The organism is Bradyrhizobium sp. Pha-3 (assembly GCF_042258325.1).
Classification (GTDB): domain Bacteria; phylum Pseudomonadota; class Alphaproteobacteria; order Rhizobiales; family Xanthobacteraceae; genus Bradyrhizobium; species Bradyrhizobium elkanii.
This window is the reverse complement of record NZ_CP170151.1, coordinates 8,978,010-9,003,113: the sequence shown is the minus strand read 5'-3', so window position 1 is coordinate 9,003,113 and position 25,104 is coordinate 8,978,010. Positions and strand designations below refer to the sequence as shown.

Sequence of the window (25,104 nt, the reverse complement as noted above, 5' to 3'; positions counted from 1 at the left end):
ATCCTGTGGTGATGGGTCCCGGATCTGCGCTCCGCTTCGCTGCGCTTGTCCGGGACGACAGATATGTTTGAGGCGCAGATTGCGCTTCCGTCGATGCGCGCTACCATGCTCCCAATCAAGAATGATTGGGAGAACGCCCATGAGCTCGCTGTCCGGCAAGCAAGGCCCGCGCTACCGCCACCTCGCCGACCAATCCGAGCCCTATGAGACCATCGGCGTCGAGAAGCTGACGCCGATCATCGGCGCGGAAATCTCCGGCGTCGATATCGGCAAGCTCGTGGGCGACGATGCGCGCTCCAACCGCCAGATGGACGAGATCCATCGCGCGCTCGCCGAAAACCTCGTCATCTTCTTCCGCGACCAGCACATCAGCCCCGACCAGCACTTGGCCTTCGGCCGCAAGTTCGGCGAGCTGCATGTGCATCCGGCCGCGCCCAATGAGGGCGATCCGGCGCTGATGAAGATCTACGCCGACAAGGATTCGCCGCGCGCCAATGGCGAGGGCTGGCACACCGACGTGTCCTGCGACCTTGAGCCGCCGATGGGCTCGATCCTCTACATCAAGCAGTGCCCGCCGCGCGGCGGTGACACCCTGTTCGCCAACATGTACGCCGCCTACGAGGCGTTATCGGACCGCATGAAGGCCTATCTCGACGGGCTGACCGCGCTGCATGACGGCGAGCAGACCTATCGTGGCCTCTACGCCAATTACGGCGTCGCCGATAAACGGGAATATCCCCGCGCCGAGCATCCGGTGGTCCGCACCCATCCGGTGACCGGCAAGAAATCGCTCTACGTCAATCGCGGCTTCACCCGCTTCATCGTTGGCATCCCGCGCGACGAGAGCGACGCTGTGCTGGCCTATCTCTACCAGCACGCCGAGAACCCACTGTTCCAGTGCCGCTTCCGCTGGACCGAGAACGCGATCGCGTTCTGGGACAACCGCTGCGCCCAGCATCGCGCGATGTGGGACTACTGGCCGCACACCCGCTCCGGCACCCGCGTCACCGTGAAGGGAGAGCGGCCGGTGTGAGGAATTGCGTGGTGCGTAGGATGGGTAGAGCCAACAGGTCCGCGCAACGCGCGGCCCGATGATAAACTCCGCGAAACCCATCATCGTGCGGCTCAAAAAGTTGATGGGTATCGCTGCGCTCCACCCATCCTACGAACTACAACGAAAATAAAATCGGGAGGTCGCCCATGCTTCGCGCCGAGGACAACAAATTCCTCACCGAATCCGGTGAGGGGACCGGCATGGGCGAATTGCTGCGCCGGTTCTGGATTCCGGTGCTGCTGTCCGAAGAACTCCCGGAGCGGGACAGCGATCCGAAGAAGATCGTGGTGATGGGCGAGGAGTTGCTCGCCTTCCGCGACACCAGAGGCGTGGTTGGCGTCATCGACCAATACTGCCCGCATCGCGGCGCCAATCTCTGGCTCGGCCGCAACGAGGAATGCGGCATCCGCTGCGTCTATCACGGCTGGAAGTTCGATACCGACGGCCGCTGCGTCGACATGCCGACCTCGTATCCCGACCTCAACGCAAAGGACCTGATCCGGATCAAGTCCTATCCGGTGCGTGAATGGGGCGACATGATCTGGGCCTATATGGGCCCCGCCGATGCGATGCCCGAACTGCCGGCGCTGGAGATGGCGCTGCTGCCGGCCTCGCACCGCTTCGTCACCAAGAAATGGCAGGACTGCAACTGGGTGCAGGCGGTGGAAGGCTCGATCGACACCGCGCATTTCACCTTCGCGCATCTCTCCTTCGAGAAGGAGGAGAACGAGATCCTCGACATCAAGAAGCATTTCGTGAACCCGCTGACGCGGGTCGCGACCGATCACATGCGCTGGATCGCCGAGGATCCGCGCCCGGTGATCAAGATCAATCCGCATGAGGCGGGCCTCACGGTGGCCGGCGGACGGCTCACCGGCAGCGACAATATCTACTGGCGCATCGCCCAGTTCCTGATGCCGTTCCACAGCTACGCGCCGAGCTCGATGCCGGGCGAGAACATGTTCGGCCAGACCTTCGTGCCGGTCACCGACACCAATTGCTGGATCTACACCTATGCGTGGAATCCGCACCGGCCGCTGACCGACGCCGAGCGCGACGGCTACGCCAACGGCAACGGCGTGATGGCGGTGGTCGACGAGAACTACGTGCCGCTGCGCAACAAGGCAAACGACTATCTGATCGACCGCAAGCTGCAGCGGACCAAGAGCTACACCGGCATCAAGGGCGTTTCCGAGCAGGACGCCGCGGTGCAGGACAGCCAGGGCCCGATCGCCGATCGCAGCCGCGAGCATCTCGGCCCGACCGATCTCGGCATCATGCATTTCCGCAAGCTGGTGATGGAGGCGGCCCGCGCACTGCAGAAGGGCGAGGCGCCGCCGCATGTGGCCCATCAGGACCGCTACACCGTGCGCTCCGGCGCCTGCGTCACCAGCAAGACCAAGGATCTCACCGCCGTGATGATCGAACGGTTCGGCGATCCCGCCGGCTTCGTCGGCGGTCCCGGCCAGAACGCCGCGGCGGAGTAACCTTCGCTGTCGTCCCTGCGAAAGCAGGGACCCATAGCCACAGGTGTTCGTTGTTGTGCCACGCTGTGGCCCCAACCTTCGCCAAACCGGCAAGGGTGGTTATGGGTCCCGGGTCGCGCTTCGCTTGCCCGGGACGACATCGGGGCTACAGCGGAATCCTGCGATACTCGCGGTTGGCGAGGCTCGCTTCCTCGAGGTCGAGGTCGCGCTCGATCCGCCGCCTGGTCTCGTCGGTGATCTTGCCGTCGCGCAGCAGCATATGGATGAACTTGCGCTCGGAGGCGATCAGCTCCCGCGTCAGCTCGGTGCCGGTGGCGGAGACGTCGTGGGTGTCGGGATTGAGCGAGTCGGGCAGCTGGTTGATGCGGATCTCGTGCCGCGAGCGCAAAAGCTTGATCACCTCGTCGGAAAGCTCGCGGTCGTCGGTGATGGCATCGAGCGACTTCAGCGCGGCGTTCAGCGCCTCGCGCCGCGCCGCGATCTCCTGCTCGTGCTCGGCGATGTGCTCGCTGCGCCCGTCCCTGGCGAGGCCGAGCCAGCGCACCACCGGCGGCAAAGTGAGGCCGAGCCCGACCAGCGTCACGAAGATCACGCCGAAGGCGACGAACAGGATCAGGTCGCGATACGGGAAGGCGTCCCCGTTCGGCAATGTCAGGGGCAGCGCCAGCGCCGCGGCGAGCGAGACCGCGCCGCGCACGCCGGTGAAGGCCACCACGAACACCGCCCGCCACGACGGCAGCGGATCGCGCTCGCTCACGCGGCGGCTGATCCAGCGCGGCAGATAGGTGCCGGGAAACACCCAGACGAAGCGCGCGACGATCACGATGACGGCGACCAGCACGGTGGCGATGAGGATGTCGTGCAGCGGAAACGACTTCGACTTCTCGTACAGCGAGCGCATCTGGAAGCCGGTCAAGAGGAACAGCAGGCCCTCGATCAGATATATGATCAAGTCCCAGAAGAAGATGCCCTGCAGGCGCGTCGCGGCCGAGATCAGCAGCGGTCCGTTCCAACTCATGTAGAGGCCGCAGGCGACGGTCGCGATCACGCCGCTGCCGCCGAAATGCTCGGGGATCCAGTAGGCGAGATAGGGCGTGATCAGCGACAGCGTGATCTCGACCTGCGGATCCCTGGCGCGGCGGCGGGCGCGCAGGCTGAGCCAGCCGACCGCGGTGCCGAACGCGATCTCGCCGGCGACGATGACGAGGAAGGTGCCGGTCGCCTTCGGCAGCGAAAACAGCCCGGTGGTGATCGCGGCGAGCGCGAAGCGGTAGAGGATCAGCGCGGTCGCGTCATTGGCGAGCCCTTCGCCCTCGAGCACCACCAGGATGCGGCGGGGCATGCCGAGCTTGCGGGCGATCGCCAGCGGCGCGACCACGTCCGGCGGCGCGACGATGGCGCCGAGCAGGAAACCGATGCTCCAGGGTAGGCCGATCAGATAATGGGTCGCGGCCGCAACCATGAAGGCGGTGAAGATCACGCAGCCGACCGACAGCAGGATGATCGGCCGCAGATTGGCCTTGAACTCGCGCCAGCTCATCGCGACGCTCGCCGAATAGATCAGCGGCGGCAGCACCACCAGCAGCACGAGCTCAGGCGGCAGTTCCAGCGACGGCATGCCCGGCACGAAGGCGAGCACGATGCCGACCAGCAGCAGCAGGATCGCGGGCGCGATATCGGTCCGCCGCGCCACCAGGGCGGTTCCCGCCAGCACGCCGAGCAAAGTGAGAAAAATCTGAAACTTGGCTTCCATAACGGGCTCAATTCGCCCGGAAACCACCGCCAGTCAATGCGGTCCGGCCGGAGCCGGACCGCGGGGGCGTGTCACAAAGCCGTCGCGGGGCGCGCCGCGCCGGTCGATCAATCCCTGAGGTCGTAGCGGTACGACTTCGAGACGATCTGCCAGCCGTCGGCGAGCCTCATCGCCACCAGATAGTCGGTGAAATAGCGCGGCGGCAGCTGGCAGCGCACCTTGATGAAGGCGGTGTTGTCGTCGGAGCGGTCGATGGTGACGATAAAATCCTCGCGCGGCTTGCCTTCGGCCTTCGCCGAGGTGCGCTTGCGCACCAGGGCAAGCCAGTCCGGCACGGTCAGGACCTTCAGCTCGCCCTTCTCCACCCAGCGCAAATCGGCGCTCGGATGAAAAGCCTCGGCGAGCTTGTCGGCATTGCTCTCGTAGAGACCGTCGAAATAGGTTTGCACGACGCTTTCGACGCTGGATCGATCTTGGCTCATTGGTTGGTCCTCCCGGCAGGATTGGATCGGCTGGAGCGTTTTCGAGCGAAGCGGGTGCCGGTTCGCGTGGAGAAAACGCGTCAAAGCTCGAATCTAGAGCCCCCGTTCCGATTCAATTGGAACGGAAAGGGCTCTAGGATTTAGCCATGAACCGCCGGATTGCGCCATGGCCGGCGACAAAATTCTGCGTGAGGGACGAGTTGTGACCGCATCTGCAAATTCGAACGAACATATCCTGACCGGCGAATGCTTCTGCCGCGACGTGCGCTACGAGGTGGCCGACGCGTTTGCCTATGCGCTCAATTGTCACTGCTCGAACTGCCGGCGCACCACGGGATCGGCGTTCAAGCCGTTCGCGGGAATCGCGCGCGACAAATTCACCGTGGTCAGCGGCGCTGATGGGCTCCTGATCTACGGCGATGAGCTCACCCACGACGCGCATTGCAGCCGCTGCGGCTCGCTGCTCTATTCGCTGGTCCGCGGCGGCGCCTATGTCCATGTCGCGATGGGCACGCTGCGCGATGCGCCGGCGATCCGCCCGACCGCCCACATCTTCGTCGGCTCCAAGGCGCCGTGGTACGCGATAACGGACGATCTGCCGCAATATCAGGAGCACGTGACGCAGGGCGGGGAATAAATCCGCGCGACGTCATCGGCGTGCTGCTTGTAGTCCTTGCCGACCGCCTTGCGGACGGCATCTCATCAGGCGGCTAGATCGCGCTCGCGGCGATGTTCACCATCAGGGCGAGCAGCGCGGTGTTGAACACGAACGAGATGATGCCGTGCACGGTCGCGGTGCGGCGGATGATCTTGTCGGTGATGCCGACGTCCGAGACCTGCGCCGTCATGCCGATCACGAACGAGAAATAGACGAAGTCCCAGTAATCGGCGTCGACATGTTCCTCGCCGCTCGGAAACTGCAGGCCGCCGGGCGTCTTGCCGCGGTAATACTCATGGGCGTAGTGCAGCGCGAACGCGGTGTGCACCAAGGCCCATGACAGCGTGATGGTGACGATTGCCAGCGCCAGTCCGGCCGGGCTGCCCTTCGATGCGCCGAGCTCGAACACAATGGCCGCGAGGCTCGCCAGCGCGCCGAACGCGGTCAGCAGCAGGATCAGGAAACGGCCATCGTCCTGCAGCATGGCGCTTCGCTTGATATGGGCGACGCCACAGCGCAGCATCATCACATAGGCGAGCACGAGATAGAGCGCGGCGAAGGCGTCCCAGCCCGCGAGCAGGCGCGTGACGATGCGCGGTGCTCCCGGCACCAGCAGCGCAGCCACGATGCCGAAAGCGATCGAGCCGAAGGTGCGCGGCCGGCCCACGACGACGCGGACCGGCAGCGGCAGCTTGCGGAAGCGAACAAGGCGGTCGTCGATCTCCCTGTTCATTTCCCGCGTTGCTCTCGGCTAGTTCTTGCGCTCGGCGACAAAGCGGGCGGCCGCGCGCAGCACGTCGCCGCGGTCGCCGAACACCGACAGCGCGGCATCGGCGCGCGCCAGGAGGTCGCGGACGCGCTGCTTGGCGCCATCGATGCCGAGCTGGGTGACGAAGGTGGTCTTGCCGAGCGCGGCGTCAGCGCCGGCCGGCTTGCCGAGCGCGGCGGCGTCGCCCTCGACGTCGAGCAAATCGTCGGCGATCTGGAAGGCTTCGCCGAGCGCTTTGCCGTAATCGTCGAGCGCCTGATATTCCTTCTGCGAGGACTGGCCGAGGATCGCGCCGGCGATGCAGCCGAAGCGGAGCAGCGCGCCGGTCTTCATCTGCTGCAGGCGCGCGACGTCGACCGGCTCGCGGTCGCCGAAGCGGCCTTCGCCGGCGAGGTCGAGGATCTGGCCGCCGGCCATGCCGCCGATGCCGGAGGCGCGCGCCAGCGCGCGGGTCAACAGCAGGCGGACCTGGGCGTCCTTGTGGATCGCATCGCGGGTGATGATGTCGAAGGCGATGGTGAGCAGCGCGTCGCCGGCGAGGATCGCGGTGGCGTCGTCATAGGCCTTGTGCAGGGTCGGGCGGCCGCGGCGCAGATCGGAATTGTCCATCGCCGGCAGGTCGTCGTGGATCAGCGAGTAGCAGTGGATGCATTCGAGCGCGGCGCCGACCAGCAGGGCGGCTTCGCGCGGGATGCCGAACACCGCGGCACTCTCGACCACGAGGAACGGCCGCAGCCGCTTGCCGCCGCCGAGGCTCGAATAGCGCATCGCCTCGATCAGCCGCTTCGGGCGCACGATCTCGTCGCTTTCGGTCGCGTCGGACAGCAGTTTCGCGAGCAGGGCTTCGGTATCCTCCGCGGTCTGGTCCAGCCGCTTGGAAAACTCTGCAGTACCGGTCGTCATTAAGAATTGCTCCAGATCGATTTTCGGCGGGACAATCGTTGATGGCATCGGCTTCGTCAATTCCTGCCCTGCGACGGAATGCGCCTTAAAAGTGCTGGAAAAACCGTGAATTATCCCGCAGACGTCGACGGCGCCGGCCGTGTTCTGGCGGGCGGGTCCCAAATCCTTCCTGGAATGGTCCTCCCCGGAAACCCCTGTTTTGCGCATCGTCCGAATTTTATTGCTGCTTTTGCTGGCCCTGCTGTTGCTGCCCTATCTGGTGGCGCCGTTCTACCGCGCCGGCCATCCGGTTTCGGCGCTGATGGCCTGGCGGACCCTGCGCGGGGCCCCGGTGACGCGGCACTGGATCGATTTCGGCGCGATGTCGCCCTACCTGGCGCGGTCCGTGGTCGGCTCGGAGGATGCTCATTTCTGCAAGCATCGGGGCATCGATTGGGGCGCGCTGCGCGAGGTGCTGGACGACGCCGAGGATGGCGAGATGGCCCGCGGCGGCTCGACCATCACCCAGCAGGTCACCAAGAACCTGTTCCTGTGGTCCGGCCGCAGCGTGATCCGCAAGGGGCTGGAACTGCCGCTGGCGCTCTGGATCGATCTCGTACTGCCCAAGCAGCGGATCCTGGAAATCTACCTCAATATCGCGGAAATGGGCCCGTCCGGCCAGTTCGGCGCCGAGGCCGGCGCCCAATATGCCTTTGGCCGGTCCGCCGCGGGGCTGTCACCCCGCGAGGCCGCGCTTTTGGCGGCGATCCTGCCGAATCCGGTCAAGAGGAGCGCCCGGAACCCGGGGCCGGGGGTCCGCAGGCTGTCTGCGACCTATATGGCCCGGGCCAATGCGGTGGAGCGCTGCTGGCGCGAAAATCGCGGCTCCTGAGGGCTGTTTCCGGCGCTTTTTGCTGGCCCGGACCCTAGCTTTACGCGATGCCTTCCTCTATAAGCGCGGCCTTACCGGCATCGCAGCTTGCGCTTCGAAGCGCTGAGCCGTCCGCATTTCGGACGATGCCTCCGCAACACCCCTAGAGGACACCGTCATGGCCGTTCCCAGAAGAAAAACCTCGCCGTCGCGCCGTGGCATGCGCCGTTCGGCCGATGCGATCAAGACCCCGACCTATGTCGAGGACAAGGACTCCGGCGAACTGCGCCGTCCACACCATCTCGACCTGAAGACCGGCATGTACAAGGGCCGCCAGGTCCTGAAGGCCAAGAAGGAGTCCTGATCGGACCTTCGGCCTACGCGCCGCAGCCATGCGGCGCGGCGCCTGAATTCGGTCAACGAGTGCGGCCAAGACGGGCGCGTCCGCGGCGAGGCCAATGAGCATCGCCGCATTGCTGGTTCTCCCTGAATAAGGCGCAAGCCCCGATGGTCGGTTTTCCGCTGCTGCTCGTTCCGCTCGCGGTCTACAACATCATCGCTTTCCTGATGCCCGGCGTGTCCTTCACGGACCCACTGATCAGGCTGACATTGCTGTCGGGCGAGCAGTGGCAGATCACGCTCAGCGACATGCTGCTCGCGGCCGCCGTGCTGCTGTTGCTGCTCGAGGTCATCAAGGGCGCGCGCCCCGGCGCGAAATATCTCACTGACCATCTGCTGTCGCTGATCGTGTTCGGCGCCGCCGCCGCCGAATTCGTGCTCTGGCCGAAATTCGGCAACTCGACCTATGGCCTGCTCACGCTGCTGGCGCTGGTCGATTTCATTTCCGGAATTGCGCTGCGCACCCGCCGCCGTGCGGTGGTCGCGCCTGCGGCACCGAGCGTCAGCAGGCCGCAGCCCGAGGCGCCGCAGCCCGCGCCGCCGGCAGAGGCGCCCACGCCGCGTTCCGAGCCCGCGCCCGTCGCCGCGCCGGCGCCTGCTGCCCCGCCGCCAGCCGCACCCGTTCCACCGGCGACGTCGGTTGCGGAATCCGTGCTGCTCGATCAGTCCGCGCCGAAGCCGACCGTCGCTTCACCGGATTTGCAGCCGGGCGGCCATCCGCCGTCGGACGCGCCGCAGCGCTGAGTGTTTTCGAGGCCGATCATGAGCGCAGAAACGCCTCTTCCGATCGCCGACTCAACGACAACTCAATCCATCTTTGACTGGCTCGAACGGTTCGCCGCCTGCGTCAGGGCGGTCGACTATGCTGCCGCGCGTCCGTTCTGGCATTCGGACATCATCTCGTTCGGCACCTATCAGGAACTCATCCAGGGCCGCGCGCGCTGGACCGAGATGCAATGGGATAATGTCTGGCCCCGCACCGCGGATTTCGCCTTCGATCTCGCGCATACGGCGGTGCTGATCAGCGCCGACGGCGGCATGGCGACGGTGATCACGCCCTGGACGAGCACCGGCTTCCATGCGGACGGCAGCCGCTTTGATCGGCCGGGGCGCGCGACGATCATTCTCGCGCGTCAGGCCGACGGGCGCTGGCTCGGCATCCATTCCCACATGTCGCTGCAACGCGGCGTGCCGCAGGACAGCCACGGCAATCGGCCCGTCAAGGCCCGCTGATCGCCTGCTGCCTGGACGCCAGTTCCGGCGTCCGGTCTTTCTAGATGATTTGCTAGATGATTTGCCGGGTCCGCCGCGCCACGCTGCGGCGTTCGTCGACATGCGGGCCGTAAGCGCTCTGCGCGTCGGCCAATGACCCACGCCGCTGTCCGCGCGTCTGCGGTTCGTGTGCGGCGGTGGCGATCAGATGAGCCACAAACGACGGATCGGCATGCGGCAGCGGGATCTTGGGCGCCCAATGGGTGGTCGCGGCCAGCGGCACCAGCGCCGCGCCGGCCGCCGCATGATCACCGGTGCACTCACCGTCGAGGATTTCCGATTGATCGATATCCGGCATCGTCTGCGACCCGTTGGAGCGTCATAGTTTGGGACGTTGCGTCCCTCCGCAACACCCCTGTGGCAAGGGTCATGCCCGCCGTCCCCAGTTCGTTCCCGGACAGTCGAAAACGTGGTTTCCAGATTATTTATCAACTTCACCTAGCGTTGGATTCGCCGGAACCACTATCTTGAGGGCGTGTAGAATCACCGGGCGCCGTCCCAAATCGAGACATGTTCGATGCCCCCTGTCCCGCCAGCTGCCAGCATCCTCGCCTCGCTCGGCCAAGCGACATTCGCCTGGGACCTGGCGACCGGTGCGATTGCCTGGAGCGATAATGTGGCGGCGGTCTTCCCGGATATCCCGGTTGCGGCGCTTGCGAGCGGTGCCGAGCTTGCCAAGCTGATCGAGCCATCGCGCTCGGTGCGATCCGATGCGCTCGGCGCGCCGGCGCCGGTACGCGGCGGGGAGGGCGTTCCTTACCGGATCGAATATGGCGTGCGGGCCGTCACGTCGGCGCCGGTGATCTGGATCGAGGAGACCGGCTGCTGGTTTGCCGGCGCCGACGGCAGGCCGGCGCGCGTGCAGGGCGTCGTCCGCATCAACAATGAGCGGCACGCCCGCGACGAGCAGCTACTCAAGCTGTCGCGGCACGATCCGCTGACCAACGAGCTCAACCGCACCCATCTGATCGCCTCGCTCGCCGAGACGATGGAGGAGTGCGCGCGCTTCCGCTCCTCCTGCGCCTTCATGCTGATCGGCATCGATCACCTCGCGCGCGTCAACGATGCCTTCGGCTTCGATGTTGCGGATGCCGTCATCGCCGAGGTCGCGAAGCGGATTCGTGCGCGGCTGCGCAGCGGCGACATGCTCGGCCGCTTCTCCGGCAACAAGTTCGGCCTGATCCTGCGCAACTGCACCGTCGACGATACCAATGTCGCGGCCGAGCGCTTCCTCGCCGCGGTGCGCGACGAGGTGGTGCCGACCAAGTCCGGCCCGGTGTCGGTGACGGTCTCGATCGGCGCCGTCACCATTCCGCGCCATGCGAGGTCGGCGGAGGAGGCGGTCAATCGCGCCCAGGAGACGCTGGAGACCGCCAAGAGCCGCCGCGCCGGATCGTTCGCGCTGTGGAAGCCGAATGTCGAGCGCGACGCCCAGCGCCGCGTCAACATCCGCGTCACCGACGAGATCGTCACCGCGCTGAACGAGCGCCGCATCGTGATCGGCTTCGAGCCCGTGGTCGATGCGCGCTTGCGGCAGCCCGCGTTCTACGAGTGCCTGGTCCGCATGGAGCAGGACGATGGCCGCGCGCTGCTCGCGCCCGATATCGTGCCGGTCGCCGAGCGGCTCGGCCTGATCCGGCTGGTCGATCACCGCGTGCTGGAGCTCGCCATCGCCGAGCTCGCCGCCACCCCCGGCGTACAGCTCAGCCTCAACATCTCGCCCGACACCACGATGGATCCGGACTGGTGGGCCACCATCGAATCCTTGATGCGCGCGCATCCCGGCGTCGGCGAGCGGCTGATCGTCGAGATCACCGAAACGGTCGCGATCCAGGATATCGACGACGTACGTGGCTTCGTCACGCGCCTGAAGAACTTCGGCAGCCGGATCGCGATCGACGATTTCGGCGCCGGCTACACCTCGTTCCGCAATCTGCGCAAGCTCGGCGTCGACATCGTGAAGATCGACGGCGCCTTCGTGCAGAACGTCGTGCGTTCGGCCGACGACCGCGCCTTCGTGCAGACGCTGATCGATCTCGCGCGCCGCCTCGAGATCAAGACGGTCGCCGAATGGGTGCAGGACGAGGAAGCCGCCGTGATGCTACGCGAATGGGGCTGCGACTTCATCCAGGGCCGCCTGATCGGCCTCGCCTCGCCGGACCGCCCGTGGAACGCGTCGGCGGAGAAGCCCGTGCCCGCCACGGGCTGATCCACAATCGCGAGTCAAGCTACCGGCGTCGTCCCGGCGAAAGCCGGGACCCATACGCCGCAGCCTCTCGATAAGGCGATCTGGCAGACGCCTCGTTCAAACAATCGACATCTGTGGTTATGGGCCCCGGCTTTCGCCGGGGCGACGATGGGGTGAGTAGGGCGAAGTAAAACGCCTACTCGTCCTTCGTCAGCTCTCGCCGCCGGCGAAGATGTCCTTGCGGATCACCGCATGGACGCCCCAATTGCCGTCGACCACCTGGGTGACGCCGAAGTCGACGCCGAGCGAGATCAGCGAGATGGCCTCGTCCTCGGTCAGCTTCTTCGTCGTCATCAGGAATTTGCGCATCTTGCGGAAGGCATCGCGCAAGGCGAGGTCGACCGAGGACTTCTTGTAGATCTCGGTCTGCGCGCTGGAGCCGAGCTCGCTGAGGTAGTTGGCATAGCTGAAGCCGTGCACCAGCCATTCGTCCTGGGTCTCCAGCATCGGGTAGTCGAGCGCTTCCAGCGCAGTGCCGGCGAGGTCCGCCTTCTTGTGCAGGATGATCTGGAAGGTGCCGTTGAGCGAGCATTCGATCGCCGTGCCGCACAGTTCGGAATCGCCCTGCGAGGCGTGGGAGTCGCCGACCGACAGCAGTCCGCCTTCGACCGCCACCGGGTAATACATCGTGGCGCCCTTGCCGATGCGCCAATTGTCGATGTTGCCGCCGGTGTAGCTCGGCGGGATCGAATCGACGAACTCGGCCTCTTTCGGCGCGAGCCCGATCACGCCGAAATGCGGACGCACCGGAATGCGCACGTTCTTCAGGATGCCGTGGTTCTCCTTGACTGTCGAATGATCGACCGGGACGCCGGGATAATCGATGGTCTTGTGCACCACGCCGGATGGATCGGTCTGCGGCGTCCAGGTGAAATTGTAGACGGCGCGCGCCCAGTTGCGCTCACCGGTCGCGTCGACCTCGTAGATGGTGACGACTTCGCGCGGCTTCGGCTCGGTGAGCAGATCCTTGTAGTGGAAGCCCCACGATGCCGCGGCGTTGCTGCCGAACGCCTTGCCGGAATATTTCGGGTTGGCGCAGGGCCGCGGCACGACGTCGATGATGCGCAGCTCGAGCACGTCGCCTTCCTCGGCGCCGCGCACGAACACCGGTCCGGTGCAGATATGCACGCCGAGGCCTTCGCCGGCGCCGCGTCCGAACAGCGAGGCATCCATCGGGCCGGCGCCGCGCCGGTTCACGCCCTTCTTCTCCTTGGTCCAGAGATAGACGCTCTCGACGCCGGGATCGCCCTTGACCATGCGCTCGGCATCGTCATTGGCGTGATGCGTCAGCGCCTCGATGGTGATGAAGTCGCCGGAATTGATCTCGACGCGCGGCTTCAGCGACTTGCTGAAATAGCCCCAATGCACGGTGTCGGCATTGGCCGGCAGATGGTGATAGGCGCGCTGCGCCGGCTGATGCTTCTCGGCGGCGGCCGCCATTTTCGGCGTCACCAGCGAGATGCCGCCGGCGGTCATTGCCGCGGCGCCGCCCGCCGCGGCGAAGCTCGAGCGCAGGAACGAACGGCGTTCCCGGTCGAGCGTCTCCTTGAACTGGCGATGATGCAATTCGAAGTCCGGGCAGTTCTTGTCGTCACCTGCGCACATCCTGAGCTCCTCCTTGGATCGAAAGTGCGCATGAGAGTGCATGGCGCCGCGCCGCTCCGACATGACCGGGCGCGCCCAATAATTTGTCGGCGCGCTTGCTCTCTTCGCGGCGCAAAGGCCTGTGCAGCAGCGTGCGAGGCATCTGCGGCGGCCGCCTTCGCATCGCGGCATGGTCGGAGCGGTCAAGAATTTGGGCGCATTCGATCAAGTTGCACTGCGTTCGCCGCTGATAGCGCTGCCACGCGAAAGCGGCCGCTTCCGCGCGTTGCACGCAGGCTGGGCAACGTGTGCCGTCGCAACATGCTTGCCGCCTGCCTGCAATCGGTGCAGGCTGCGTTCACGGCTCTGTGAGTGAAAGGCCGCGGTGCTGCGGCCTGGAGGGGTGATGGTCGCGACGACCTATCGGGTTTCGGTCGATGCGATCCCGCGGCAAAACCGGCGGGAGGTCTGGCGCGAGGCGCTGGCCGGTTTGCAGCTCGATTGCGAATTGCCGGAGGCCGGCCAATTCCAGTTCGGCGAATTGACCGCGAAGCGCTCGACGAGCGGCGGCCAGCTCGCGCTGCTGCGTTCGACCGAGCAGCAGATCGTCTGCAGCGGTCATGCGGCCTCGCCGGGAATGCCGGCGCGGGTCGCCATCATCTTCCACGGCTACGGCCGCGGCAGCATCACGTCCGGCCAACGCAGCTGCGAGTTTGCCGACAACGACGTCTCGGTGTGCGACCTGCAATCGCCCTGGCGGATGACCTTGCGGGAGGATTTCGAGATCCTGCTGCTCGAACTGCCGCGTGAGCGATTGCTCGGCCGGCTCGGGCATAATCGCTTGCGTTTGCCGGCGGTGCTCGGCGCCACGATCGCCGCTGCGTCCGTGCGTCCGGTGATGCGGACTCTGGGCGGCAATTTCGCGATCCTGGACAAGGCCGATCTCGCCACCGCCGAGGTCGCGGTCACCGAACTCGTCGCCGGCGCGCTGCTCGGCGAGACGCGGCTCGATGCCGAAGCAATGACGCAGGTCCAGGCCGGCCATCTGCGCCGGGTCGATGCCGCGATCGAGGCCCAGCTCGGCAATGCCGGCCTGACCATCGCCGACATCGCGCGGCAGGAAGGGCTGTCGCAACGCTATCTGCAGCGGCTGTTCGAACGGCAGAACACGACATTCTCGGCCTATGTGCGCGAGCGGCGGCTGGAGCGCTGCTGCAACGACCTGATCGATCCGAACTATGCCGACCAGCGCATCGCCGAGATCAGCTACCGCTGGGGCTTCACCGATCAGGCGCATTTCAGCCGGATGTTCAGCTCGACCTACGGCACCTCGCCGCGCGACTTCCGCAAGGCGGTGCCGCGCGATGTGGAGGGCGAGCGCACGCGCGGCCGGCCGCGGCTGGCGCGCGGCACCGCAACGGTGTTGCGGCTCGCGCCAAATCTCGCGTCAAGCCCGGTGGCGCGCGAGACGGTTGCGCCGCTGGAGCCGATCGTACCGGTTGAACCGCCGGCGGCTGTGCCGGAAGGGCGGGGCGCCTCGCATCACCATCTCAAGGTGTCCAGGGAGACCGCGCATTGGGGCTATCTCAGCCGCGCCATCCCGCCTGTCATGAGCGTGCAGTCGGGCGCGGTGGTGACGATCGAGACGCTGACCCAGCACGCCTTCGATGATTATGAGCGCATGATCAAGGGTGATCCCGGCGCGGAGAGCGTGTTTCGCTGGACCGCCGAGGGCAAGTCGGTCGAACGGCGCGGCGCCGGTCCGATGGACGGTTCGATCTTCGGCCGCGGCGCCGGCGAAGGATTCGGCGTGCACATCTGCACCGGGCCGATCTATGTCTACGGCGCGGAGCCGGGCGATGTGCTCGAGGTGCAGATCCTCGACATCTGGCCGCGGCCATCAGCCAATCCGGCCTACGCCGGCAAGTCGTTCGGCAGCAATGCCGCGGCCTGGTGGGGCTTTCAATACAACGATCTGATCGATCCGCCGGCCAAGCGCGAGACCATCACGATCTTCGAGACCGATGCAGAGGCCGAGTGGGCCCACGCCGTCTATTCCTACCGCTGGACGCCGCAGACCGATCCGTTCGGCGTGCGCCACGAGACGATGGATTATCCCGGCGTGCCGGTCGATCACGCCACCGTCGAGAAACAGCCCGGCGTGCTTGCCGGCGTGCGGATTCCGGCGCGGCTGCATTTCGGCTTCATGGCGGTGGCGCCGCGCGAGTCCGACATCATCGATTCGATTCCGCCCGGCTATTTCGGTGGCAATGTCGACAATTGGCGCGCCACCAAGGGCACTACGCTCTATCTGCCGGTCGCTGTGCCCGGGGCGCTGTTCTCGATCGGCGATCCGCATTTCGCGCAAGGCGATGGCGAGGTCAACGGCACCGCGCTCGAGCTTTCGCTCACCGGCCAGTTTCGCTTCATCCTGCACAAGAGCGGCAAGGCGACCAAGCCGCATGTCGAAGGGCTGGCGCACCCGCTTTTGGAAACGCCGGAGGAGTGGATCCTGCACGGCTTCAGCTACGGCAATTATCTGCGCGAGCTCGGGCGCAACGCGCAGTCGGAAATCTACCAGCGCTCGTCGGTCGATCTGGCACTGCGCAACGCGTTCCGCGTGACGCGCAAATTCCTGATGGAGTGTTATCGCCTCAGCGAGGATGAGGCGCTGGCGCTGATCTCGCTCGGCGTCGATTTCGGCGTCACGCAGGTTGCCGACGGCAATTGGGGCGTGCACGCGATCGTCCGCAAGAGCATGCTTCCCGGGGCAAGCGGCGCCTGACGCCGGCCGGAGTTGCCGCCGTCAGGATTTCGCGAAACGAGAGCGGCCGGTGCGTCCGGCCGATCGGCGATAAGGACCTACTCGTCCTTCTTCGTCGGCTGCGACATGCGCTCGAGGCGTTCCTGCATGTCCTTCATCTGGCGGCGAAGATCGTCGATGTTGCCGTCATCGGGTGTGGGCTCCGGCACCTTCTCGGCCTCGCCGCCACCGCGCTGCGGCACGAACGGCTTGAACATCGAGAAGGTCTGCTGGAACAGCTCCATGTTGCGGCGGACCTGCTCTTCCAGCGGCGCAAACGGTGTCCCGCTCAGCGCGCCGGCGATCTGCTTGCGAAATCTCTCTTGTTCGCGGGTCAGCGTATCGATCGACTGCTCGAGATATTTCGGCACCACCATCTGCATGCTGTCGCCGTAGAACCGGATCAGCTGGCGCAGGAAGGTGGTCGGCAGCAGGTTCTGCCCGGCCTTGTTTTCCTGCTCGAAGATGATTTGCGCGAGCACGGAGCGGGTGATGTCGTCACCGGTCTTGGCGTCATAGACGAGGAAATCCTCGCCTTCCTTCACCATCGCCGCGAGATCCTCGAGCGTCACGTAGGTGCTCGTCCCGGTATTATAGAGCCGCCGGTTCGCGTACTTCTTGATCGTGGTCGGTTGTTCAGATTTTGCCATGGGCTCTCACTTCAACACCGAAGAACCTGGAACCCTACGGCATCGCCGCAGGGCAAAATGCAACGCATCGCAGCAAAGGTAAGCATTTTCAAAGCGGTTCGGCTACAGTTTTGTGCTGTGCGGTTAATTCCAAAGCATAGGATTTGCTCAGGAAAGTGCCAAGGGCGTCATTTTGAGTGCGTCGCGGCGCGATTTGCCCGACAGTGCGATTGACATGTCTCGACGAGGTTTACAGGATAGCCGTCAAGAGACAGGCCCGCCAAATCGGCCGCCCGCCGTCGAGAAACCAGCTACAACCCATAGGAGATGTCCATGTCAGACGATGTCGTCATCGTCAGCGCCGCCCGCACCCCCGTCGGTAGCTTCAACGGTGCTTTCGCCACCACCCCGGCCCATGACCTCGGCGCGATCGCCATCAAGGCGGCGCTGGAGCGTGCCGGCGTCGAGGGCGGTCAGGTCTCCGAAGTCATCATGGGCCAGATCCTCACCGCCGCGCAGGGCCAGAACCCGGCCCGTCAGGCCTCGATCGCGGCCGGCATCCCGGTGGAAAGCCCGGCCTGGGGCGTCAACCAGCTCTGCGGCTCCGGCCTGCGCACGGTGGCGCTCGGCTACCAGGCGCTGCTCAACGGCGATTCCTCGATCGTCGTCGCCGGCGGCCAGGAATCCATGAGCATGGCCCCGCACGCCCAATATCTGCGCGGCGGCGTCAAGATGGGTGGCCTCGAGCTGATCGACACGATGATCAAGGACGGGCTGTGGGATGCCTTCAACGGCTACCACATGGGCAACACCGCCGAGAACGTCGCCAAGCAGTACCAGATCACCCGCTCGCAGCAGGACGAGTTCGCGGTCGCTTCGCAGAACAAGGCTGAGGCGGCGCAGAAGGCCGGCAAGTTCAAGGACGAGATCGTCCCGGTCACCATCAAGTCCCGCAAGGGCGATATCGTGGTCGATGCCGACGAGTATCCGCGCCACGGCGCCACGCTCGACGCGATGGCCAAGCTCCGCGCGGCCTTCGAGAAGGACGGCACCGTGACCGCGGGCAACGCCTCGGGCATCAATGACGGCGCTGCCGCCGTCGTGCTGATGACCGCCAAGGAAGCCGCCAAGCAGGGCAAGAAGGTGCTGGCCCGCATTGTGTCGTGGGGCCAGGCCGGCGTCGACCCCAAGATCATGGGCACCGGTCCGATCCCCGCCTCGCGCGCCGCGCTGAAGAAGGCCGGCTGGAACATCGCCGACCTCGACCTGATCGAGGCCAACGAGGCGTTCGCGGCGCAGGCCTGCGCGGTCAACAAGGACCTCGGCTGGGATCCGGCCAAGGTCAACGTCAATGGCGGCGCGATCGCGATCGGCCATCCGGTCGGCGCGTCGGGTGCGCGCGTGCTGGTGACGCTGCTGCACGAGATGCAGAAGCGCGATGCCAAGAAGGGCCTCGCGACGCTGTGCATCGGCGGCGGCATGGGCATCGCTATGTGCGTTGCACGCGACTGAACAAAAGGCAGCGAGGCCGGTTAGGTGATGAAAAGATCATCTGTCAACCGCGAAGCGAGCTGATAAATAAGATGCCCGGCTTTGCGCCGGGCATTTTTGTTTCGACAGCATGATCCGGAAAAGTGTGAAGCGGTTTTCCGAGAAGATCATGCTCAAAAAAGGGGAGCCAAAGCGCGATGACAATTCAACCTGATCTCATCGCGCTTTGTTGAGTGAGTGCGTAGGCCGGAGTTATCCGGTTATAAAAGACGGCCAAGGAGGAAACGGACATGGCACGTGTTGCATTGGTGACGGGCGGAACGCGCGGTATTGGAGCTGCGATCAGCAAGGCGCTGAAAGCGGCGGGCTACAATGTGGCGGCAAGCTACGCCGGCAATGACGCCGCGGCGGAGAAGTTCAAGGCGGAGAGCGGGATTCCGGTCTACAAGTGGGACGTCGCATCGTTCGACGCCTGCGCGGCCGGCGTCAAGCAGGTCGAGGCCGATCTCGGCCCGGTCGACGTGCTCGTCAACAATGCCGGGATCACCAAGGACACCGCATTCCACAAGATGACGCTGGAGCAGTGGAATGCCGTGATCAACACCAACCTCGGCTCGCTGTTCAACATGACGCGCCAGGTGATCGAGGGCATGCGCGCCCGCAAGTTCGGCCGCGTCATCTCGATCTCCTCGATCAACGGCCAGAAGGGCCAGTTCGGCCAGGTCAACTATTCCGCGGCGAAGGCCGGCGACATCGGCTTCACCAAGGCCTTAGCGCTGGAGAACGCCAAGGGCGGCATCACCGTGAACGTGATCTGCCCCGGCTATATCAACACCGAGATGGTACAGGCGGTGCCGAAGGACGTGCTCGAGAAGAACGTGATCCCGCAGATTCCGGTCGCCCGGCTCGGCGAACCCGAAGAGATCGCGCGGGCGGTGGTGTTCCTCGCCGCCGACGATGCCGGTTTCATCACCGGCTCGACGCTGACCGTGAACGGCGGCCAGTATCACGCCTGACGCGAGCAGCGTCGTCGCGTCGCAGGCGCGCACAATCGACCAGCGAATGCCCGGCCTTGTGCCGGGCATTTTCGTCTTTACAACGCGCCACACGCGAAGGAAGACGTGGCCCGGCCGAGACATCGGCGAGCGGCTTCAGACGGCCATCCTTTGGACAGTCATGCCGGCCACGACGGATTGAATTGAGATGACGACCCGAACTGCCACCCTTGTCGGACTGACCGCCATCCTGATGTGGTCGCTGCTGTCGGTCATGACGGTCGCGACCGGGACGATCCCGGCGTTCCAGCTCGCCGCCATGACGTTCGCGATCGGCGCCGCGGTGGCGTTCGCGAGCTTCCTGTTGCGTCCGGCCGCCTTCGGCGCATTGAAGCAACCGCTTGTCGCCTGGGTCGTCGGCGTCGGCGGGCTGTTCGGCTATCACGCGCTGTATTTCCTGGCGCTGCGCTTCGCCCCGCCGGCTGAGGCCGGCCTGCTCAATTATCTCTGGCCGCTGTTGATCGTGCTGTTCTCCTCGCTGCTGCCGGGCGAGCGGCTTGCGGTGCATCACATAGTCGGCGCGCTGCTTGGGCTCGCCGGCACCGTGCTGCTGTTCGCCGGCAACACCGGCGCCTTCACACAAGAGCAGATTCCAGGCTTCGCGGCCGCCTTCGTCGCGGCGTTCGTCTGGGCGTCCTATTCGGTGATGTCGCGCCGGCTCAAGGCGGTGCCGACCGATGCGGTGGCCGGCTTCTGCCTTGCGACCGCCGTGCTTGCCGCGCTCGTGCACATGATGGTGGAGACGACGATGTGGCCCGCGACGCCGCTGCAATGGCTGGCCGTCGTCGCGCTCGGCATCGGTCCGGTGGGGGCTGCGTTCTTCGCCTGGGACATCGGCATGAAGCGCGGTGATATCCGCGTGCTCGGTGCCGCCTCCTACGCCACGCCGCTGCTCTCGACCGCGTTCCTGATCGCAGCGGGCTTCGCCAAGCCCAGCGCCAATATTGCCATCGCCGCGATCCTGATCGCCGGCGGCGGGCTGATCGCGGCAAAGGACATGGTGTTGAGAAAAAGGACGTAGAAAGCGTAGGATGGGTAGAGCGCAGCGAAACCCATCAACTTCTATCCACGCGGCGAGTTGATGGGTTTCGCTGCGCTCTACCCATCCTACGAAGAAGATTGCTGCTACTGCTTCACCGTCACCCTGAGGAGGCCGCAACGCGGCCGTCTCGAAGGGTCGACGGCCCCGTCTGTGGCCGATTCATCCTTCGAGGCTCGCTCCGCTCGCACCTCAGGATGACGGGAAAAAGCCCTTTGGCGCCAGCTCGAATTTTGCGAACTCGAATCCCGGCGCGACGGTGCAGCCGACCAGCGTCCAGTCGCCGTTGCTTTCGGCGGCCTGCCAGGCACCGGCCGTGACGATCGCCTGCGGTTGTTCGCCGCTGATGACGTCAGGTCCGAGCGTGATGGCATGCGGCGGGCCGCCGTCCTCTGCAATCCGCAATGTCAGCGGCGCGCCGGCGTAATAGTGCCACATCTCCACCGCGTCGATACGGTGCCAATGCGAGCGCTCGCCGCGCGCCAGCAGGAAATAGATCGCGGTCGAATGCGCGCGGCCATCGGCGTCGCAGCGCGCGTCACGAAACGTCTCGCGATAATGTCCGCCTTCGGGATGCGGCTTCAGCGCAAGCTGCGCGATGATGTCGGCCGCCGAGAGGTCTGCCATCACGACTTGTTCTTGCGCTCGCGGAGTTCGCCGAACACCAGCGCCGGGTCGGCGCCCTTCATGTGCAGCTTTGCCGCCACCGCCGGCTCGTCGGCGCGCAGGAACACGTTGGCCTTCTTCTCGTCGCCGAGCAGCACGGGAATCGTCGGCTTGTTCTCGGCGCGAAGTTTTGTGACTTCTTCGGCCCGCTTCTGCAGGGCCGGATTGTCGGGCTCGATGGTGAGCGCGAACTTCACGTTGGAGGCGGTGTATTCATGGCCGCAGTAGAGACGGAAATCGTCCGGCAGCGAGCGCAGCTTCAAAAGCGAATCCCACATCATGGGGTAGGTGCCTTCGAACACCCGGCCGCAGCCGATCGAGAACAACGTGTCGGCGGCGAACACCGCCTTCTCGCCGTCGAACACATAGGAGATATGGTCGAGCGTATGGCCGGGAGTTTCGACCACACGGGCCAAGAGGCTGCCGACCTTGATGACATCGGCATTGGCGGCGCGCAAATCGACATTGGCGATCTTGGCCGACTGGTCGTGCGGGGCGACGACGCGGCAGCCATATTTCTGCTTCAGCTCGGCGACGCCGCCGACATGGTCGCCATGGTGATGGGTGATCAGGATATCGGTCAGCGTCCAGCCTTCGTGCTCCAGCGCCTTGATGATCGGGCCGGCCTCCGGCGCGTCGATCGACGCGGTCGCCTTGGTCGCGGGATCGTGGATCAAATACCCGAAATTGTCGGTGAGGCAGCTGAAGGTGCGAATTTCGGCGGTCATGATATCTCCACGAACAAACGGGACGGACATTTTGGAGCATGATGTATTCGAAAGACCGGTATCGGCTTTCCCGGATCATGCTTTTAACGCGCCCAATATAGGGGTGAAATATGGCGTTAACGCTCCGGCGGCAATGCAATTTTCGGCGCACCCGGGCAGCAGGGGGCGTGTTAGGCTAAACACCATGGACGTCATCGACCTGCGCGACTTCTATTCGCAGCGCCTCGGCATCGTGGCGCGGCAGCTGATCAACCGGGGTATCCGCGCGCGGTGGCCGAACGCGGAAGGCCAGCGCGTGCTCGGCCTCGGCTATCCGACCCCCTATCTCGGCCTGTTCCGTGAGTCCTGCGAGCGCTGCATTGCCTTCATGCCGGCGGCCCAGGGCGTGTTGAAATGGCCGACCGGCCGGCCGGCGCTGGCCACCCTGATCGACGAATTCTCGATGCCGCTGCCGGATGCCGCGGTCGACCGTGTGCTGCTGGTGCACGCGCTGGAGATGTCCGATGATCCGGAGCGGCTGCTGCGCGAGGTGTGGCGGGTGCTCTCGCCCTCGGGGCGGCTGATCGCGATCATCCCGAATCGCCGCGGCGTCTGGACGCGCACCGACGCCACGCCGTTCGGCCATGGCCGGCCCTATTCGCGGGCGCAGATCACGCAGCTGCTGCGGCAGACCTGGTTCACGCCGTCGTCGTGGGGCGAGGCGTTGTTCATGCCGCCGGTGCAGGGCAGCTGGTTCCTGCGCTCGGCAATGGCGTGGGAGCGGGTCGGCGCGGCGCTGTCGATGCCGTTCGCCGGCGTGCATATCGTGGAGGCGACCAAGCAGGTCTATCGCGCGATCCCCGCGCGCCGCGAGCGCACGCAGCTAATCCCGTCATTGCGTCCGGTGCTGGTGCCGTCCTCGACGGCGACGCGCAAATCCAGTCACGCAGAGTCGTGACGCGGACAATTCACCCTCCCTGTGAAGGGAGGGTGACAGATTCTCACGATTACTCGTTGCCCGGATTGAAGTCGTCGCTCGGCGCGGGCTGCGCCGCGATGTCGGGGCGCGGGCCGTGCGGGCGGCGGCGGCGGCGCGGAAAGCGCTCGCTTCGTTCGCCGCGTTCTGCGCCGCCATTGCCTTCATAGGTGCCATTGACCTGCGGCTGCGCGCCGCCGGTGATGAACGAGGGCAGGCGGTCGACGCCGCCGGCATCGGCCATCGCGGGCTGCGGCTGGTTCTGCGGCTGCGGCTGATATTGCGGCTGCGGACGATGCTCGCGCTCGCGGTGCTCACGCGGCTGCTGGTCACGCTCGCGATGCTCGCGCGGCTGCTGCTGCTCGCGCTGGTACGGCTGCTGGCCGTTGTCGCGCATGAAAGGTTGCTGCTGCTGCGGCACGAAGCCCGGCTCCTGGCCGAAGCTCGAATAGCCGTCGCTGTCGTCGTCGCCGTCTTCGGTCGGGGTGACCTCGGCGTCGGGGCGCGGCGGCTGCTGATTCTGCCGGAACTGCTCCTGCGCGGCCGCGATGATCCGGTAGTAGTGCTCAGCATGCTGGTAGTAGTTCTCAGCTGCCACCGGATCGCCGGAGGAGCGCGCATCGCGCGCAAGCTGAACGTATTTCTCGGCCACGTGGGAGGCCGTGCCGCGGATCTTGATGTCAGGTCCGTTCGATTCGTACACCCGTGTCAGGGGATTCTGGCCGCGCCGGTTATTGTTGTTGTTATTGTTGTTGTTGTTCCGGTTGCGCATCCGCTTGTTGTTCTGACCGTTTCTCATCTGTCGCCTTTTATTCCAGCCCTGAAGTTATTGCAGTCCACAGTCCGATTTCTCAGCAGTCCGATTTCTCAGAAGTCCGATTCCCAGAGTCCGATTCGGCGCGCGCCTAGGCACACGGAATCGCAATACCGTTCGAAGTGGTTTCGATGTCGCCGACCATCTCGTTCAGCAAAGTCGCGTGCAGCAAAGACGCGTTCCCCAACCGCCGGCAATCGCGCCAGCGACCAAATCATTCCGCCCGTTGAGACAGGCTCAGTTCTCGTGCGTAAGTCTTCAAGCGCAATAACAGGCTTTCGTTCGCTTGGCGGTCGAGAGCAGCACAGCTTCGGCTATTGCGCTCTATGTGACCTGCGTTCCTGGAACCTTTCGATCGGCGGGCTCTGCTGAACCCTGGTCATCACCCGTAACGGATTACGGGGCCAGCACCGATGTTGTGCCCGGAACGTAGTCGTTCCCGGGGGATAATCCAAGAGGTTTTTTTTCGTTCCAATAGGACTTTATCGGGGCAGCCGGCGGGCGGAAACGGCCCTCGGGATGCCCCCCAGATCGGCCTTGGGCGGCCCCGTTGGGGATAAGCCGGATGCCGTCATCAGCGCTTCAACGTCGCCGCTCTGACCCTGTCCGACTTCCACAACCATAAATCCTCCTGGGGTCAGAAGACCCGCGGATTGCGAAATCAGCGCGCGGTAGGCGTCGAGCCCGTCGGCCCCGCCGTCGAGCGCCGCGCGCGGATCATGCGCGCGCACCTCGATGTCGAGCCCAGCGATGTCGGCCGAGGGGACGTAGGGCGGGTTGGACACGATCAGTTCGAACGCGCCGGCCAGCCCGCTGCCGTAGTCGCACTCGATCCATGTCGTGCGCTGGCTAAGTCCGAGCGCGGCGGCGTTGCGGCTCGCGGTCTGAAGCGCCTCCGCCGAGATGTCGGTGGCAAAACCATGTGCGTTCGGTAGTTCCGAGAGCAGCGCCAACAGGATCGCGCCAGAACCGGTGCCGAGATCGGCGATCCGCAACGCGCGCTCGGCCACGCCGTCGGCGCGCAGCAATTCGAGTGCGCGCTCGACCACCGTCTCGGTGTCCGGGCGCGGCACCAGCGTCGCGGTGGAGAGATGCAGCGGCAATCCCCAGAACTCCTTGACGCCGAGGATGCGCGCCACCGGTTCGCCGGCGAGGCGGCGCTGCGCGAGGCGCTCGAGGCGATCGGCTTCGTCCTTTGTCAGCGCGCGCTTCGCGCCGGTGACCAGGCCGGTCAGATCGAGCCCCAGGACGGCGCCGACCAGCAGTCGCGCATCGAGCTCGGCGGTGTCGTGGCCGGCCGCCTTTAGCCGCGCGGCGAGGCTGCGCCTGATACTCTCGACGGTCTGGCCATGTCCTGCGGGTTCGCTCATCGCGCGTTGTTAGCCGATGGTCGATGCGGCGTCGATATGGCTTGCGCCGCGCGCCGCCGGCGCGCACGGTCGAAATCTCAACCCATCGATCCGGA

24 protein-coding genes are annotated in these 25,104 nt (G+C 65.4%); 13 read left to right on the top strand and 11 right to left on the bottom strand.

All coding sequences use genetic code 11. The features are described 5' to 3' along the window. Nucleotides 1–139 precede the first annotated feature (139 nt). On the top strand, nt 140–1,033 hold the full coding sequence (locus ACE10X_RS42990) for a TauD/TfdA family dioxygenase (protein WP_038387091.1): 894 nt from the start codon (nt 140–142) through the stop codon (nt 1,031–1,033). 167 nt (nt 1,034–1,200) lie between these two features. Further along, nucleotides 1,201–2,541, top strand: a complete 1,341-nt coding sequence (locus ACE10X_RS42985) for a Rieske 2Fe-2S domain-containing protein (protein WP_038387090.1) — start codon at nt 1,201–1,203, stop codon at nt 2,539–2,541. 145 nt (nt 2,542–2,686) lie between these two features. Here ACE10X_RS42985 and ACE10X_RS42980 read toward each other — a convergent pair whose 3' ends face one another. Together ACE10X_RS42980 and ACE10X_RS42975 are read right to left on the bottom strand one after the other, a co-directional pair. After that, complete coding sequence (locus ACE10X_RS42980; protein ID WP_038387089.1) at nt 2,687–4,294, bottom strand: Na+/H+ antiporter; 1,608 nt, start codon at nt 4,292–4,294, stop codon at nt 2,687–2,689. 107 nt (nt 4,295–4,401) lie between these two features. Then, entirely contained in the window at nt 4,402–4,776 is a 375-nt protein-coding gene (locus tag ACE10X_RS42975; RefSeq protein WP_038387088.1) for a nuclear transport factor 2 family protein, read from the bottom strand. Nucleotides 4,777–4,978: 202 nt separating this feature from the next. On the opposite strand from ACE10X_RS42975, the gene ACE10X_RS42970 reads away from it, so the two are divergent. Continuing rightward, nucleotides 4,979–5,413, top strand: a complete 435-nt coding sequence (locus ACE10X_RS42970; RefSeq protein ID WP_038387094.1) for a GFA family protein — start codon at nt 4,979–4,981, stop codon at nt 5,411–5,413. 73 nt (nt 5,414–5,486) lie between these two features. On the opposite strand, the gene ACE10X_RS42965 is transcribed toward ACE10X_RS42970, so the two are convergent. Further along, entirely contained in the window at nt 5,487–6,167 is a 681-nt protein-coding gene (locus tag ACE10X_RS42965; protein WP_038387087.1) for a DUF1345 domain-containing protein, read from the bottom strand. Nucleotides 6,168–6,185: 18 nt separating this feature from the next. After that, nucleotides 6,186–7,106: a polyprenyl synthetase family protein gene (locus ACE10X_RS42960; protein WP_304557356.1), complete on the bottom strand. Its 921-nt coding sequence runs from the start codon at nt 7,104–7,106 to the stop codon at nt 6,186–6,188. 199 nt (nt 7,107–7,305) lie between these two features. Here ACE10X_RS42960 and mtgA point away from each other — a divergent pair, with 199 nt between their 5' ends. The 4 genes from mtgA to ACE10X_RS42940 all read left to right on the top strand — a co-directional run bounded on the left by mtgA (nt 7,306) and on the right by ACE10X_RS42940 (nt 9,588). Beyond that, complete coding sequence (gene mtgA, locus ACE10X_RS42955; RefSeq protein WP_038387083.1) at nt 7,306–7,977, top strand: monofunctional biosynthetic peptidoglycan transglycosylase; 672 nt, start codon at nt 7,306–7,308, stop codon at nt 7,975–7,977. Between the two features lie 157 nt (nt 7,978–8,134). Further along, on the top strand, nt 8,135–8,320 hold the full coding sequence (gene rpmF, locus ACE10X_RS42950) for a 50S ribosomal protein L32 (protein ID WP_021077536.1): 186 nt from the start codon (nt 8,135–8,137) through the stop codon (nt 8,318–8,320). Nucleotides 8,321–8,463: 143 nt separating this feature from the next. Then, on the top strand, nt 8,464–9,099 hold the full coding sequence (locus tag ACE10X_RS42945; RefSeq protein ID WP_038387082.1) for a hypothetical protein: 636 nt from the start codon (nt 8,464–8,466) through the stop codon (nt 9,097–9,099). A gap of 18 nt (nt 9,100–9,117) precedes the next feature. Continuing rightward, nucleotides 9,118–9,588: a nuclear transport factor 2 family protein gene (locus tag ACE10X_RS42940; protein ID WP_038387081.1), complete on the top strand. Its 471-nt coding sequence runs from the start codon at nt 9,118–9,120 to the stop codon at nt 9,586–9,588. 52 nt (nt 9,589–9,640) lie between these two features. Here the strand turns inward: ACE10X_RS42940 and ACE10X_RS42935 are convergent, their stop codons facing one another. Further along, complete coding sequence (locus ACE10X_RS42935; RefSeq protein WP_038387080.1) at nt 9,641–9,925, bottom strand: hypothetical protein; 285 nt, start codon at nt 9,923–9,925, stop codon at nt 9,641–9,643. Between the two features lie 219 nt (nt 9,926–10,144). On the opposite strand from ACE10X_RS42935, the gene ACE10X_RS42930 reads away from it, so the two are divergent. Then, on the top strand, nt 10,145–11,836 hold the full coding sequence (locus tag ACE10X_RS42930) for a bifunctional diguanylate cyclase/phosphodiesterase (protein WP_038387079.1): 1,692 nt from the start codon (nt 10,145–10,147) through the stop codon (nt 11,834–11,836). A gap of 189 nt (nt 11,837–12,025) precedes the next feature. Here ACE10X_RS42930 and ACE10X_RS42925 read toward each other — a convergent pair whose 3' ends face one another. Beyond that, entirely contained in the window at nt 12,026–13,480 is a 1,455-nt protein-coding gene (locus tag ACE10X_RS42925) for an acetamidase/formamidase family protein (RefSeq protein ID WP_038387085.1), read from the bottom strand. A 385-nt stretch (nt 13,481–13,865) separates the two neighbouring features. On the opposite strand from ACE10X_RS42925, the gene ACE10X_RS42920 reads away from it, so the two are divergent. Continuing rightward, nucleotides 13,866–16,244: an acetamidase/formamidase family protein gene (locus tag ACE10X_RS42920; RefSeq protein ID WP_375763848.1), complete on the top strand. Its 2,379-nt coding sequence runs from the start codon at nt 13,866–13,868 to the stop codon at nt 16,242–16,244. Nucleotides 16,245–16,321: 77 nt separating this feature from the next. On the opposite strand, the gene phaR is transcribed toward ACE10X_RS42920, so the two are convergent. Beyond that, the gene (phaR, locus tag ACE10X_RS42915; protein WP_038387077.1) at nt 16,322–16,912 is read right to left on the bottom strand and encodes a polyhydroxyalkanoate synthesis repressor PhaR; all 591 of its coding nucleotides are present in this window, start codon (nt 16,910–16,912) and stop codon (nt 16,322–16,324) included. A 312-nt stretch (nt 16,913–17,224) separates the two neighbouring features. Here phaR and ACE10X_RS42910 point away from each other — a divergent pair, with 312 nt between their 5' ends. The 3 genes from ACE10X_RS42910 to ACE10X_RS42900 all read left to right on the top strand — a co-directional run bounded on the left by ACE10X_RS42910 (nt 17,225) and on the right by ACE10X_RS42900 (nt 20,458). Then, a complete protein-coding gene (locus ACE10X_RS42910) occupies nt 17,225–18,403 on the top strand; it encodes an acetyl-CoA C-acetyltransferase (protein ID WP_038387076.1) in 1,179 nt (392 codons plus the stop codon). Between the two features lie 269 nt (nt 18,404–18,672). Further along, nucleotides 18,673–19,398, top strand: coding sequence for an acetoacetyl-CoA reductase (phbB, locus tag ACE10X_RS42905; protein ID WP_038387075.1), 726 nt, complete (start codon nt 18,673–18,675; stop codon nt 19,396–19,398). A gap of 187 nt (nt 19,399–19,585) precedes the next feature. After that, a complete protein-coding gene (locus ACE10X_RS42900; protein WP_038387074.1) occupies nt 19,586–20,458 on the top strand; it encodes a DMT family transporter in 873 nt (290 codons plus the stop codon). Between the two features lie 210 nt (nt 20,459–20,668). Here the strand turns inward: ACE10X_RS42900 and ACE10X_RS42895 are convergent, their stop codons facing one another. Both ACE10X_RS42895 and gloB read right to left on the bottom strand, forming a co-directional pair. Next, the gene (locus tag ACE10X_RS42895; RefSeq protein WP_304557355.1) at nt 20,669–21,103 is read right to left on the bottom strand and encodes a cupin domain-containing protein; all 435 of its coding nucleotides are present in this window, start codon (nt 21,101–21,103) and stop codon (nt 20,669–20,671) included. After that, complete coding sequence (gene gloB / locus ACE10X_RS42890) at nt 21,103–21,870, bottom strand: hydroxyacylglutathione hydrolase (RefSeq protein WP_038387067.1); 768 nt, start codon at nt 21,868–21,870, stop codon at nt 21,103–21,105. The genes ACE10X_RS42895 and gloB overlap by 1 nt, the downstream gene beginning before the upstream one ends. A gap of 184 nt (nt 21,871–22,054) precedes the next feature. On the opposite strand from gloB, the gene ACE10X_RS42885 reads away from it, so the two are divergent. After that, nucleotides 22,055–22,807, top strand: a complete 753-nt coding sequence (locus tag ACE10X_RS42885) for a class I SAM-dependent methyltransferase (RefSeq protein ID WP_038387072.1) — start codon at nt 22,055–22,057, stop codon at nt 22,805–22,807. A gap of 49 nt (nt 22,808–22,856) precedes the next feature. Here the strand turns inward: ACE10X_RS42885 and ACE10X_RS42880 are convergent, their stop codons facing one another. Together ACE10X_RS42880 and prmC are read right to left on the bottom strand one after the other, a co-directional pair. After that, the gene (locus ACE10X_RS42880) at nt 22,857–23,624 is read right to left on the bottom strand and encodes a DUF4167 domain-containing protein (protein WP_038387066.1); all 768 of its coding nucleotides are present in this window, start codon (nt 23,622–23,624) and stop codon (nt 22,857–22,859) included. Between the two features lie 497 nt (nt 23,625–24,121). Beyond that, complete coding sequence (prmC, locus tag ACE10X_RS42875) at nt 24,122–25,009, bottom strand: peptide chain release factor N(5)-glutamine methyltransferase (protein ID WP_038387065.1); 888 nt, start codon at nt 25,007–25,009, stop codon at nt 24,122–24,124. Nucleotides 25,010–25,104 lie beyond the last annotated feature (95 nt).

What these genes read in the sequence shown, in the direction of transcription:
- ACE10X_RS42990 (WP_038387091.1), top strand. Translation starts at nt 140, where the DNA reads ATGAGCTCGCTGTCCGGCAAGCAAGGCCCGCGCTACCGCCACCTCGCC.
- ACE10X_RS42985 (WP_038387090.1), top strand. Translation starts at nt 1,201, where the DNA reads ATGCTTCGCGCCGAGGACAACAAATTCCTCACCGAATCCGGTGAGGGG.
- ACE10X_RS42980 (WP_038387089.1), bottom strand. Translation starts at nt 4,294, where the DNA reads ATGGAAGCCAAGTTTCAGATTTTTCTCACTTTGCTCGGCGTGCTGGCG.
- ACE10X_RS42975 (WP_038387088.1), bottom strand. Translation starts at nt 4,776, where the DNA reads ATGAGCCAAGATCGATCCAGCGTCGAAAGCGTCGTGCAAACCTATTTC.
- ACE10X_RS42965 (WP_038387087.1), bottom strand. Translation starts at nt 6,167, where the DNA reads ATGAACAGGGAGATCGACGACCGCCTTGTTCGCTTCCGCAAGCTGCCG.
- ACE10X_RS42960 (WP_304557356.1), bottom strand. Translation starts at nt 7,106, where the DNA reads ATGACGACCGGTACTGCAGAGTTTTCCAAGCGGCTGGACCAGACCGCG.
- rpmF (WP_021077536.1), top strand. Translation starts at nt 8,135, where the DNA reads ATGGCCGTTCCCAGAAGAAAAACCTCGCCGTCGCGCCGTGGCATGCGC.
- ACE10X_RS42945 (WP_038387082.1), top strand. Translation starts at nt 8,464, where the DNA reads ATGGTCGGTTTTCCGCTGCTGCTCGTTCCGCTCGCGGTCTACAACATC.
- ACE10X_RS42940 (WP_038387081.1), top strand. Translation starts at nt 9,118, where the DNA reads ATGAGCGCAGAAACGCCTCTTCCGATCGCCGACTCAACGACAACTCAA.
- ACE10X_RS42935 (WP_038387080.1), bottom strand. Translation starts at nt 9,925, where the DNA reads ATGCCGGATATCGATCAATCGGAAATCCTCGACGGTGAGTGCACCGGT.
- ACE10X_RS42930 (WP_038387079.1), top strand. Translation starts at nt 10,145, where the DNA reads ATGCCCCCTGTCCCGCCAGCTGCCAGCATCCTCGCCTCGCTCGGCCAA.
- ACE10X_RS42925 (WP_038387085.1), bottom strand. Translation starts at nt 13,480, where the DNA reads ATGTGCGCAGGTGACGACAAGAACTGCCCGGACTTCGAATTGCATCAT.
- ACE10X_RS42920 (WP_375763848.1), top strand. Translation starts at nt 13,866, where the DNA reads ATGGTCGCGACGACCTATCGGGTTTCGGTCGATGCGATCCCGCGGCAA.
- phaR (WP_038387077.1), bottom strand. Translation starts at nt 16,912, where the DNA reads ATGGCAAAATCTGAACAACCGACCACGATCAAGAAGTACGCGAACCGG.
- ACE10X_RS42910 (WP_038387076.1), top strand. Translation starts at nt 17,225, where the DNA reads ATGTCAGACGATGTCGTCATCGTCAGCGCCGCCCGCACCCCCGTCGGT.
- phbB (WP_038387075.1), top strand. Translation starts at nt 18,673, where the DNA reads ATGGCACGTGTTGCATTGGTGACGGGCGGAACGCGCGGTATTGGAGCT.
- ACE10X_RS42900 (WP_038387074.1), top strand. Translation starts at nt 19,586, where the DNA reads ATGACGACCCGAACTGCCACCCTTGTCGGACTGACCGCCATCCTGATG.
- ACE10X_RS42895 (WP_304557355.1), bottom strand. Translation starts at nt 21,103, where the DNA reads ATGGCAGACCTCTCGGCGGCCGACATCATCGCGCAGCTTGCGCTGAAG.
- gloB (WP_038387067.1), bottom strand. Translation starts at nt 21,870, where the DNA reads ATGACCGCCGAAATTCGCACCTTCAGCTGCCTCACCGACAATTTCGGG.
- ACE10X_RS42885 (WP_038387072.1), top strand. Translation starts at nt 22,055, where the DNA reads ATGGACGTCATCGACCTGCGCGACTTCTATTCGCAGCGCCTCGGCATC.
- ACE10X_RS42880 (WP_038387066.1), bottom strand. Translation starts at nt 23,624, where the DNA reads ATGAGAAACGGTCAGAACAACAAGCGGATGCGCAACCGGAACAACAAC.
- prmC (WP_038387065.1), bottom strand. Translation starts at nt 25,009, where the DNA reads ATGAGCGAACCCGCAGGACATGGCCAGACCGTCGAGAGTATCAGGCGC.